General features: G+C 65.5%; 8 protein-coding genes. 2 read left to right on the top strand and 6 right to left on the bottom strand.

All coding sequences use genetic code 11. The annotated features are described in order from the left end of the window. Positions 1 to 273 precede the first annotated feature (273 nt). Both AC56LK_RS19765 and AC56LK_RS19760 read right to left on the bottom strand, forming a co-directional pair. Complete coding sequence (locus AC56LK_RS19765; RefSeq protein WP_497186189.1) at positions 274 to 1,923, bottom strand: M28 family metallopeptidase; 1,650 nt, start codon at positions 1,921 to 1,923, stop codon at positions 274 to 276. A gap of 92 nt (positions 1,924 to 2,015) precedes the next feature. Then, a complete protein-coding gene (locus tag AC56LK_RS19760; RefSeq protein WP_497186188.1) occupies positions 2,016 to 2,186 on the bottom strand; it encodes a hypothetical protein in 171 nt (56 codons plus the stop codon). Positions 2,187 to 2,411: 225 nt separating this feature from the next. Here AC56LK_RS19760 and AC56LK_RS19755 point away from each other — a divergent pair, with 225 nt between their 5' ends. Beyond that, a complete protein-coding gene (locus AC56LK_RS19755; protein WP_497186187.1) occupies positions 2,412 to 2,867 on the top strand; it encodes a fasciclin domain-containing protein in 456 nt (151 codons plus the stop codon). A 57-nt stretch (positions 2,868 to 2,924) separates the two neighbouring features. Further along, a complete protein-coding gene (locus AC56LK_RS19750) occupies positions 2,925 to 3,296 on the top strand; it encodes a VOC family protein (RefSeq protein ID WP_497186186.1) in 372 nt (123 codons plus the stop codon). A 31-nt stretch (positions 3,297 to 3,327) separates the two neighbouring features. On the opposite strand, the gene AC56LK_RS19745 is transcribed toward AC56LK_RS19750, so the two are convergent. The 4 genes from AC56LK_RS19745 to AC56LK_RS19730 form a co-directional block, all read right to left on the bottom strand. Further along, entirely contained in the window at positions 3,328 to 6,537 is a 3,210-nt protein-coding gene (locus AC56LK_RS19745) for a DEAD/DEAH box helicase (RefSeq protein ID WP_497186185.1), read from the bottom strand. Between the two features lie 238 nt (positions 6,538 to 6,775). Continuing rightward, on the bottom strand, positions 6,776 to 8,839 hold the full coding sequence (locus AC56LK_RS19740) for a M13 family metallopeptidase (protein ID WP_497186184.1): 2,064 nt from the start codon (positions 8,837 to 8,839) through the stop codon (positions 6,776 to 6,778). A gap of 124 nt (positions 8,840 to 8,963) precedes the next feature. Further along, positions 8,964 to 10,112, bottom strand: a complete 1,149-nt coding sequence (locus AC56LK_RS19735; RefSeq protein WP_497186183.1) for a branched-chain amino acid ABC transporter substrate-binding protein — start codon at positions 10,110 to 10,112, stop codon at positions 8,964 to 8,966. Between the two features lie 96 nt (positions 10,113 to 10,208). Further along, entirely contained in the window at positions 10,209 to 11,084 is an 876-nt protein-coding gene (locus tag AC56LK_RS19730; RefSeq protein ID WP_497186182.1) for a class I SAM-dependent methyltransferase, read from the bottom strand. Positions 11,085 to 11,144 lie beyond the last annotated feature (60 nt).

Raw genomic sequence — 11,144 nt, 5'->3', positions numbered from 1 at the left:
TCGTCATGCTCTTGAATGAAGAACGGCCCGGCCGAAAAATCGACCGGGCCGTCAAGGCCCTACCTCATCGTTACACCGTTCGTGTCCTGAAGAAGGACCTTAACTGAACGGCATTACACCCTCGGGTGGCGTTTTTGCTTTCAAAGGTTTTTTCATGCACACCCTGCCGCCCTGCCCGGCAGGCACACAATCTGCTAAGAGCGCTGAGAATCTCGATTTCGAGATTCGATCTCCAAACATTGGTTCCGCGTGGGCGCCAGGCGCGCCCTTCCCTTACTTGCGCTCGGAGGCCGACTTGTCGCGCGCCGCGCGGAATTCCGAATCGCGCGCCCAGTTCGGCCAGACGGTCGAATTGGCCAGCTCGGCACCGACGGCGTACAGCAGTTCCAGGTCGCGCGCCATGCCCGTGAAGGTCCAGGCGGGGTCGAACTCGTCCGACGGCTGGTGGTAATTCTTCTCGGTGTAGGTCGCTTCGTCCGCCAGGCCCGCCTGCGTGCCGCCCTCGACCCAGTCCTTGCCCGAGCCGAAGGAAATCGCCGGCACGCCGCGCTTGGCGAAGGGGAAGTGGTCGGAACGGAAGAAGTAGCCCGCTTCCGGCTTCGGATCCGGCGAGTAGCGCATGTCCCAGCCCTTGGCCTTGGCCACCAGGCGGTCCAGCAGGTCGAGCTTGGCGCTGCCCGAGATGTTGAAGTCGCGTGCGGGACCGCGCGGGCTGAGCGCATCCATGTTGATCACGCCCACCGTCGAGGCCAGCGGATACAGCGGGTTCGAGGCATAGTATTCGGAGCCGAGCAGGCCCTTCTCTTCCGCGGTCACCGCCAGGAACACGACGCTGCGCTGCGGCGCCGGCTGCTTGGCATAGGCGCGAGCCAGTTCCAGCATCGCCGCGATGCCGGTCGCGTTGTCGACCGCGCCGTTATAGATCTTGTCGCCCTTCGCATCGGGCTGGCCGACGCCCAGGTGGTCCCAATGGCCGCTGTAGATCACGACCTGCTTCGGCTGCTTGCTGCCTTCGCGGATCGCGACCACGTTCTTCGACTTGATGACCTGGGCATCCACCGCGTAATCGGCCGACAGGCTGACGCCTTTCAAGGCGACCGGCTTGAAGGCGCGCGTCTGGGCCTGCTTCTTGAGCGCCTCGAAATCCAGGCCGGCCGACTTGAACATGGCGGCCGCGAGGTCGCGCTGGATCCAGGCTTCCATCGGGGCGTGCGACTTGCGCGGCTCCTTGCGCACCACGTCGTACATCACGTTGGTGTTCGAATTCTGCACGGTCGGCCAGCCATAGGAAGCGGGTGCGGTCTCGTGCACGATGATGGTGCCGAGCGCGCCGCGCCGCGCCATCTCCTCGAATTTGTAGGTCCAGCGGCCGTAGTAGGTCATGGCCTTGCCGCCGAACTCGCCCTGCCCGGTCTCGAAATCCGGGTCGTTGATCAGCACCACCGCCAGCTTGCCCTTCAGGTCCATGCCCTTGAAGTCGTCCCACTTGCGCTCCGGCGCGGTAACGCCATAGCCGACGAAGACCAGCGGCGCGTTCTTGAACGAAATCTGCTTGAGGCCGCTCATCGAGGCGCGCACGGCCATGTCCGGGCCCTGCTTCAGTTCGCGGCTGGCGCCGCCTTCGGTGAGGGTGAGCTTGACCGGTCCCTTGATCTCGAAGCGGCCGAGCGGCACGTCCTGGGTCCAGGCGCGCTGGCCGCCGGCCAGGTCGCCGCCCGGCTTCAGGCCGGCAGCCTTGAATTGCTGCACCAGGTAGTCGACCGTCTTGGTCTCGCCGGCCGTGTTCGGGCCACGGCCTTCGAATTCATCCGACGACAAGGTCTTGACGTCCTGCGCAAGGCGCTTGGGATCGAACTTCGGCGCTTCCGCCGCGTGCGCGGCAGCCGCGGCGAGGCCCATCAGTACAAGGGTAGCGTGTTTCAAAGCGGTCTCCATGGTTTTGATGATTTGTAGATTCAGCCGGCCACGCGCTTCAAGACGAATTCCGCGCGCGGCTTGTCATGTCTTTCCAGGCGCTAGGTCAGCACGCTGCCATCCTGGCTGAGGCTGACGGTCCAGACATTGGTGTCCGCGCCAGGCACGATCCGGGCGGTATACGCATCGGCGAGGAAGGCCCGGGAACGCGCCGTACCGCCCTGCTTCGCCATGCCGCCATACATGGTCACCGCGTCCGGCGTGGACTTCATCGTGGTCCGTGATCGATTGGACAAGCTCAAGAGTAGCACAGCGGTCCGGCGGCAGACACGGGCTTCACATCGACGGTTTCGTTTGCATTGAACCGGTAAAACCGGGTCATGAATCGGTAATGAACCGACTTAAGCTGACGATTTTGAGTAAATTCATGGACAAAGCCGGCACGGACCCGTAAATTTAGCAATGAACATCGGTTCAACCCAACCAAGGAGCTCACCATGAAGAAAATCGTACTCGGCGCAGTGATGGCACTTTCCCTGTCGGCGGCACAGGCTGCGGACATCGTGGACACCGCCAAATCCGCCGGCAGCTTCAATACCCTGATCGCCGCCGTCCAGGCAGCCGGCCTGGTCGATACGCTCAAGGGCCCCGGCCCGTTCACCGTCTTCGCCCCGACGGACGAAGCCTTCGCCAAGATCCCGAAGGCCAAGCTGGACGCCCTCCTGAAAGACAAGGCCGCGCTCACCAAGGTCCTGACCTACCACGTGGTGCCGGGCAAGGTGATGGCCGCCAGCGTCAAGCCGGGCGCGGTCAAGACTGTCGAAGGCAGCAGCCTGATGGTCAGCGCCAAGGGCAACATGGTCTCGGTGGACAAGGCCAAGGTGCTCAAGACCGACGTGGAAGCCGACAACGGCGTCATCCACGTCATCGACTCGGTCATCATGCCGAAGTAAGCCTCTTCTCCCCAGAGTGGATGCGATAATGCCGCGTCCACTACTACGGAGAACGCCATGCCCCACATCGCCGGTATCGACCACGTCCAGGTTGCGATTCCTCCCGGTGCCGACGAGGCCGCGCGTGCCTTCTACGGCAGCGTGCTGGGCCTGACCGAGATTCCCAAGCCGGCGCCGCTGAACGCCTCCGGCGGCCTCTGGTTCCAGACCGGCGGCAGCCAGTTGCACATCGGCGGCCAGGCCGGCTTCGTGCCGGCCAAGAAGGCGCATCCGGCCTTCGTCATCGCCGATTTCGAGGCCTATTGCGCCCTGCTGCGCGAACGCGGGGTGGAGGTGCGCGAGGAAGTCGGGGTCTATGGCCGGCGCCGCGCGGGCATCGAGGATCCCTTCGGCAACCGCGTCGAGCTGATCGAGGCCGCGCGGACCTGATATATCCTTGCACATTCCGCCTCCGATGCCGTCAGGGTGCCGGGGACGCGAAAATTGCCTGCAGGTCATCCGCGCCGATGGCGGGCGACAGGCCGCCTTCGGCATCCAGCAAACCGTTCGCCAGCTCGCCCTTGCGGCGCTGCATGTCCTGGATTCTTTCCTCGAGCGTGCCGCGGGCGATCAACTTGTAGACGAACACCGGCTGCTCCTGGCCAATGCGCCATGCGCGGTCGGTGGCCTGGTTCTCGCTGGCCGGATTCCACCATGGATCGTAGTGAATGACCGTATCGGCTGCGGTCAGATTGAGGCCTACGCCGCCGGCCTTCAGGCTGATCAGGAATACCCCGGCCCGTCCCTGCTGGAACGCGGCGATCGGCGCAGCGCGATCGACCGTATCGCCGGTGAGCACGACGAATTCGACGGAACGGGTACGTAGTTCATCCGCGATCAGGGCAAGCATGCTGGTGAACTGCGAAAAGACCAGGATCCTGCGTTCTTCGCTCAGCAAGGTCTCCAGCAATTCCATCAGCACGCGCAGCTTGGCCGAATCGCTCGTGCCGTGGGCCGACTTCAGCAGGCGCGGATCGCAGCACACCTGGCGCAGCATGAGCAACGCGTCGAGGATGACGATCTGGCTGCGCGCGAATCCCTTGCGATCGATCTCGTCGCGCACCTTCCGGTCCATCGCCAGCCGGACGGTTTCATACAGGTCGCGCTGGGCGGCGCCGAATTCGACCGGCAATACGATTTCCGTTTTCGGCGGTAGCTCGGTCGCCACCTTGTCCTTGGTACGCCGCAGCATGAACGGTTTGACACGGCGCGCCAGCAAATCCCTGCGCGCACTGTCGCCTTGCTGCTCGATCGGCTTGCGGAATCCGGCATTGAAGGCCTTTTCCTCGCCCAGCAGTCCCGGCATCAGGAAATGGAACTGCGACCACAGTTCGCCCAGATGGTTCTGCACCGGCGTGCCGGTCAGGCACAGGCGATGCCGGGCCTCGATCAGGCAGGCGACCTGGGCCGCCTTGGAACGGCTGTTCTTGATGTATTGCGCCTCATCCAGGATCAACAGGTGATAGCGGTGCCGGCGCAAGGCCTCTTCGTCGCGGGCCAGCAGCGGGTAAGTGGTCAGTATCAGGTCGACGCCCCCGATCTGCTCGAACTGCGCCGATCGCGCCTTGCCGTGCAGGAGAAGCACCCGCAATCCGGGGGCGAACCTGGCTGCCTCGGCTTGCCAGTTGCCCATCAGGCTGGTGGGCGCCACCACCAGCGCCGGCGCATCGAGCCGGCCGGCTTCCTTCTCGGCCAGGACGTGGGCCAGCGTCTGGATGGTCTTGCCGAGCCCCATATCGTCGGCCAGGATGCCGCCGAAGCCGTACTCGCGGAGGAACTGCATCCAGGACAGGCCCGCCTGCTGGTAGGGACGCAGCGTCGCCTGCAGGCCGGCTGGCGCGTCGACCTGCCGAATGCCTTTGAAGTCTTCCAGCTTCCGGCCCAGTTCGCGCAGGCGCTCGCCGCCCATCCAGCGCAGCTGCGCCGCCCCCTCCAGCTCGGCCAGGCGCGCGGCGTCCATGACAGGCAGACGCAGCGCGTCCCCGATGCGATCGCTGAAGTACAGTTCGCCCAAGGTGGCGAGAATAGGCTTGACCCGGCCCCAGGGCAAGGCGACACGGGTGGTATCAGGCAGCTCCGCTACCAGGATGCTGTCGTCGTCGTGGGCCGCCAGGGCGGCGGCGTTGAATTCCTGCGGCGCCTCGCGAATCATTTCCAGCAGTAAGGGCAGCAGGGAATGGCGCTGGCCATCGACCAGCACGCCGAGTTCCAGCGCGAACCAGGCACCCGCCCCTTCGCCTTCCTCGTTCAGTTCCGCGTACCATTCCTGCGCTTCCAGCAGATCGTAGCGGTAGTTACCTCCGAAATCGACCTGCCAGCCGGCGGCGCGCAGGCGCGCGAGCTCATGACGCGCAAATGCGATCCATGCCGTTTCCGTCGGCAGCACCATGGCGCCGGGGAACTCCGCCAGCACGGACTTCGTGTCGGGAGCGGCAAAGCCGAGGTCGGCGAGCGTGGCCCGGGCTGCAGCCTCCGCTTCCACATTGCGCTCGATGAGTTCGACTACGCCATCCTCGACCCTGCGCAGTTCGGATTCGCCTTCCCCGGCCAGCATGCCGTCGTAGAAGAAAGACAGCATGGCATGATCGTGCCACTGCAACTCTCGGCGCCCGGTTGTCGCCAGGCTGTCCAGCGCCAGCAAACAGGTCGGTACAAGACCGCTGCGCCGGCGGGTCTCCAGCGCCTGCGGCGGCGGCAGGATCTGGTCCAGCCCCAGCGCCACGAAACGCGCGGCCATGGGCGCGCGCTGCTCCGGCGCCAGGCGCGGCGCCTGCCGCACCAGCTGGTGCAGGACTTCCCGGGGCATCGCCGCGATCGATTCCGGCAAGCCGAGTTCACCCAGCAGCCCGTCCTCCAGGTAGCGCATCGGCTCGGTCGCAAGCACCTGACTGACCGCCACACCATCTTCGAAACACCAACGCAGCCTGACTGCGCCCTCCTCGACCTCGTCCGCATGCCAATGGAGACCCGCGTGCCGTGGCGGACCGGGACGAACCGGGAGCAGATTGCCGCGCTTGAGGCCGGCAACCGATTCCACCCACCACAGCCGGCCTTCGGCACACAATTGATCAAGGAGGCGGGCGCCGATGCGCCCCTCGGGCCGCGGGGCTTTCGCGTACTTATTTCCTGTATTTAATGCAGAGAACAGCCGGATCGGTTCTTCATCGTCCGCCTGGACGTACGCAGGCTTCGTCAAGAGCAGGTGGTAAGCCTCGTTCTGCACGTTGGCGCCACCGATGCCGCCATCCTTGCGCAGACGTGCCCTGGCCAGGTTCAGGCGCAGGCTGCCATCGTGGGGGTCGGGCAGCAGGACGTAGATGAGCCGTTCTTTCGGCGCCGGCGCCGGCGAATCGGCCCGCATGAAGGCCTGGGCGGACGCAAACTGCTGCAGCCAGTGCTCGGCCATGGCCGGCAAGCCGTTCCCCGCATTTTTATTGATGTGCACCAGAGCGTCCAGCAACACGGCGACGACGTGCTTGCAGCCACCCTCCATCGGGCAGCTGCATTCGCTGTCGAAACGGGTGCCATGGCGACCGGTCTTTACGTAGATCGTCTGCTCATAGACATTTTCCTGGCTCCCTACGACTTCGCCGGTGATCATGTTATCGAAGAAATCGACATCGATGACCATGCCTTGTCGGGCATAGCGTTCGCCGCGCGAGAACGTGGCGGGATCGAACTGGCGGACGACATCCTCACGAGTGAAGTGCATGGGCGTATCGGGTGAAGGAAAAAGAAACGATACGCATTATCGCCGATGAACCTGGCGGCGCAGCCGCACGACGACCGATCGGGATCAATCGCGGGCCGCACGGCTCAGGGTGAAGAACGGGCCCGGCCAGCAAGGCGTCGGCCGGGCCGTGGCGCGCTTACCAGAAGATGACGCGGTCTTTCGGTTCCAGGTACATCTTGTCGCCCGGCTTGACGTCGAAGGCTTCGTAGAAGCCCGGGTGGTTGCGCAGGCTGCCGTTGACGCGGTATTCCGCCGGCGAGTGCGGATCGGACTTGACCTGCGAGATCAGGGCCGCGTCGCGCGCCTTGCCCTTGCGTGCCTGCGATAGGCCCATGAACAGGCGCTGTTCGGCGGTGAAACCGTCGATCACCGGGCCCGGCTTGCCCTTCAGGTAGATCTTGTAGGCGCGGCTGGCCATGATGGCGCCGGCGTTGTCGGCGATGTTCTCGCCCAGGGTCAGCTCGCCGTTCAGGTTATAGCCCGGCAACGGGCTGTAGCCGGCGTACTGCTCCACCAGCACCTTGCCGCGCGCCGCGAACTGTTTCGCGTCTTCTTCGGTCCACCAGTTGCGCAGGTTGCCGTCGCCGTCGTACTGCGAGCCCTTGTCGTCGAAGGCGTGGCTAATCTCATGGCCGATCGAGATGCCGACCGAGCCGTAGTTGACGGCCGGTTCGGCGTTCGCGTCGTACAGCGGGTACTGCAGGCGCGCCGCCGGGAACACGACTTCGTTCAGGGTCGGGCTGTAATAGGCGTTGACGGTCTGCGGCGACATGCTCCAGACGGCGCGGTCGACCGGCTTGCCGAGGCGGTTGAACATGTAGGCATGGCCGAATTCACGCGAGCGCATCACGTTGCCGACCAGGTCGCCGCGCACGATCTTCAGGCCCGAATAATCGCGCCACTTGTCCGGGTAGCCGATCTTGACGTTGATCTTGGAGAGCTTGATCTGCGCCTGCTTCTTGGTTTCCGGCGACATCCACTCCAGCTGCTCGATGCCTTCGCCGAAAGCGGTGATGAAGTTCTTCGCCATGTCCAGCACCTGCTGCTTGCGCTCGGCCGGGAAGTGCTGCGCCACGTAGGCCTTGCCCACCACTTCGCTCAGGTTGCGGTTGATCTCGGCGATCGCGCGCTTCTCGACCGGGCGGTTGACCTTGGTGCCGCCCAGCACGCCGCCGCGGAAGGCGAAGCCCTCGTCCACGAAGGGCTGCGACAGGTAGGGCGCGTAGGCGCTCAGCAGGCGGAATTCGAAGTACGGCTTCCAGGTGTCGAGCGGGGTGGCGGCGATCAGCTTGTCCAGCGCGGCCACGTAGCTCGGCTGGCTGACGATCACGGCGTCGACCTTGCCGGCCGCGCCCACGCCCTTCAGGTAGGCGTCCCAGTCGATGCCGGGCGCCAGGGTGCGCAGCTGGGCCACGGTGTGCTTGTTGTAGCGCTTGACCGGGTCGCGGTTCTCGACCGCGCTCCACTGGGCGCGCGCGATCTCGGTTTCCAGCGCCACGATGCGCTCGGCCTTGGCGGCGGCGTCCTGGTGCCCGGCCAGGCTCAGCATCTTGGCGATGTGCTCCTGGTACTTGGCGCGGATCTCCTTCAGGCGCGCCTCGTCCTGCAGGTAGTAGTCGCGGTTGGGCATGCCCAGGCCCGACTGCGCGATGCCGAGGATGTAGCGGGTCGAATCCTTGTTGTCCTGGCCGACGCCCATGCCGAGCGGGCCGCCGACGTCGATGCGCTCGAAGCGCGCCATCAGCACGGCCATGGCGCGCTTGTCCTTCAGCGCGTTGATGCGGGCCAGTTCCGCCTTCAGCGGGGCCAGGCCGAGTTCATTGCGGCGCTTCTCGTCCACGTAGCTGGCGTAGAAGTCGCCCATCTTCTGGGCTTCCGAGCCGGCCTTGGCGTCCTTCTGTGCCGCGGCTGCGCCGATGATGGCGCTGATCTGCCCCTCGACGCGCTCCTGGGCGATGTTGAAGGCGCCCCAGCTGGAACGGTCCGAAGGGATGTCGACCTCCTTCAGCCACTTGCCCTGGGTGTAGCGGAAGAAATCGTCCTGTGCGCGCACGCCGAGGTCCATGGCCGTGACCTCGATGCCGGATACCGCGCCTGCCGCCGTCGCCACGGTATTCGCCGCCGCGCCATCGTGGGCGCCGGCATGGGACGCTACGGCGAACAGCCCCGCGATCAAAGTGCTGCACAGGCTAGGTTTCATGTCTCTCTCCAGATCAGATTGTTGGTGTTGATAACCGAACGATCCTAATCCAACTGGATGAGCTATGCCAAGGCCATTTTTGTATGCATGTTGTTTCAACGGCGCCCGTCAATACAGGGCATGCTCACTTGCCGCGCACGACCCGCAGCTTCACCTTCTTGCCCTGGCGGTAGGTGTACAGGGTCATCGCGGCATTGCGCAGGTCACCTTTCGGGTCGAAGGCGATGGAGCCGGTGACGCCTTCGTGCCGGATCGCCGCCAGCGCGGGCAGGAAGCGCGCCGGCTCGGTCGACCCGGCCTGCTGCATGGCGGCGGCAAATACCATCACCGCATCGTAGGCATAGGGCGCATAGGTCTCGACCGGCGTGCCGTAGCGCTGGCGGAAACGCTCGGTGAAGGCGGTGAACCTGGCTTCCTGGGCGCCGCTGACGCCGCCCGCGACCGCGCAGAAGACCTTGTCGTCGCCCAGCGCGTCGCCGGCCAGCAGCGGCAGCTTTTCGGAGCAGACGCCGTCGCCGGCAACGAAACTCGCCTGCAGGCCCAGGGTCTTCATCTGCTTGAGCATGGGACCGGCCACCGCATCCATGCCGCCGTAGAAGATCACGTCCGGCTTGTGACCGCGGATCTGGGTCAGGATGGCGCTGAAATCGGTCGCCTTGTCGTGGGTGAACTGGCGGCTGACGATGGTGGCGCCGCCCGTGCTGCGCACTGCGCGCGCGAACTGGTCGGCCAGGCCCTGGCCGAAGGCGGTGCGGTCGTCAATCACGGCGATCTTCTTCGCCTTGAGCGCGCCGAGCGCGTGGCGCGCCAAGGTGCTGCCGATCAGGTTGTCGTTGGCCACCACCCGGAACGCGGTCTTGTAGCCCTGGTTGGTGTAGACCGGCGTGGTGGCGGCCGGCGAAATCTGTGGAATGCCGGCGCTGGCATAGATCTTCGAGGCCGGCACGGTCGGCCCCGAATTCAGGTGACCCACCACGGCCGCCACGCGCGCGTCGACCAGCTTCTGGGCCACCGCCGTTCCGGTCTTCGGGTCGCTGGCGTCGTCTTCCGGCTGCAGTACCCACTTGATCTTCCTGCCGCCGATCGCGATGCCTTCGGCGTTCAGGTCGTCGATGGCCATGCGGGCGCCGTTCTCGATGTCCTTGCCCTGGTGGGCGCCGGGACCGGACAGCGGCGAGGCGGTGCCGATCCTGACTTCGGTTTGTGCGCCGGCCGGCACGGCGGCGAGCAGGAAGGAGGATGCGAGGACGGACAGGACGGCGACAGAACGCATGGCAGGCTTTCTCGATGGAATGCCATCGATTGTACTGCCGGGCTGGGGCAGCACCAACCGCCATGCGTTCTCGGGAGCGTTGCGTGCTCTTAGTGCTTAGTGGAGTACGTCAGGCGTGCGCTTGATGATGACGGCTTCCAGGTATTCGGCCGGCACCACCAGCGAATTGTCGCCGGCCGTGTTGGCGCCCTCGATCAGGGTGGTCAGGTCCTGCTCCAGCGCCAGCCGGCCGGCCGGATCGAGGGCAGCGAAGGCCTTGTGCACCGGTCCGTAATAGTCGCGGAAGATCTGGATCATGTGCGCCGCCGAGGCATAGCGGAAATTGAAGACCTTCGGCTGGGCGCGGATGCTGGCCGCCGCGTCGCCGAACAGCTGGCGCAGGTATTCTTCGCTGCCCCACATCACCGGCGAGACCAGCCCGGCGGGCGGCGGCACGTGGCGGCCCACTGTCTTGAACATCTGGCCGATGAAGCCGGACGGCGTCCAGTTGGCCATGCCGATGCGCCCGCCGCCGCGCACCACCCGCATCATCTCGCCGGCGCAGCGCGCATGGTCGGGCGCGAACATGACGCCGAAGGTGGACAGCGCGACGTCGAAGCTGGCGTCGTAGAACGGCAGCGCCTCGGCGTCGGCCTCGCGGAAGGCGATCTCCAGGCCCTCGGCGGCAGCGCGCATGCGGCCCTTCTCGAGCAGGGCGGGAACGTAATCGGTCGAGGTCACGCGCGCGAAGCGGCGCGCGGCGGCCAGCGTGGCATTGCCGTTGCCGGCCGCGATGTCGATCACGCGTTCGCCCGCGCGGATGTCGGCGGCTTCGGCGAGCGACTCGCCGACGATCTGCAGCGTGACCCCGATGATGGCGAAGTCGCCGCTTGCCCATGTGGCCTGCTGGCGCTGCTTGATGGCCGCATAGTCAGGAAGTGGGGCGTCGGCCGGCTGGCGCGGCGTCGGTGTGGAAGTGCTGGGTTGGGTCATGACAGGTCTCCTCGGAATACCCGGTAGCGGGTGCATGCTTGGACCAACAGCGGAAAACAA

The organism is Telluria sp. ZB4P36, from assembly GCF_059685865.1.
The sequence above is the reverse complement of the archived record's forward strand: the minus strand, read 5'-3'. Positions and strand labels throughout refer to the sequence as shown.

Bases quoted from the DNA above. Each gene is read 5' to 3' on its own strand.
- AC56LK_RS19745 (WP_497186185.1), bottom strand. From the start codon at position 6,537: ATGGTCATCGATGTCGATTTCTTCGATAACATGATCACCGGCGAAGTC.
- AC56LK_RS19750 (WP_497186186.1), top strand. From the start codon at position 2,925: ATGCCCCACATCGCCGGTATCGACCACGTCCAGGTTGCGATTCCTCCC.
- AC56LK_RS19740 (WP_497186184.1), bottom strand. From the start codon at position 8,839: ATGAAACCTAGCCTGTGCAGCACTTTGATCGCGGGGCTGTTCGCCGTA.
- AC56LK_RS19735 (WP_497186183.1), bottom strand. From the start codon at position 10,112: ATGCGTTCTGTCGCCGTCCTGTCCGTCCTCGCATCCTCCTTCCTGCTC.
- AC56LK_RS19760 (WP_497186188.1), bottom strand. From the start codon at position 2,186: ATGAAGTCCACGCCGGACGCGGTGACCATGTATGGCGGCATGGCGAAG.
- AC56LK_RS19755 (WP_497186187.1), top strand. From the start codon at position 2,412: ATGAAGAAAATCGTACTCGGCGCAGTGATGGCACTTTCCCTGTCGGCG.
- AC56LK_RS19730 (WP_497186182.1), bottom strand. From the start codon at position 11,084: ATGACCCAACCCAGCACTTCCACACCGACGCCGCGCCAGCCGGCCGAC.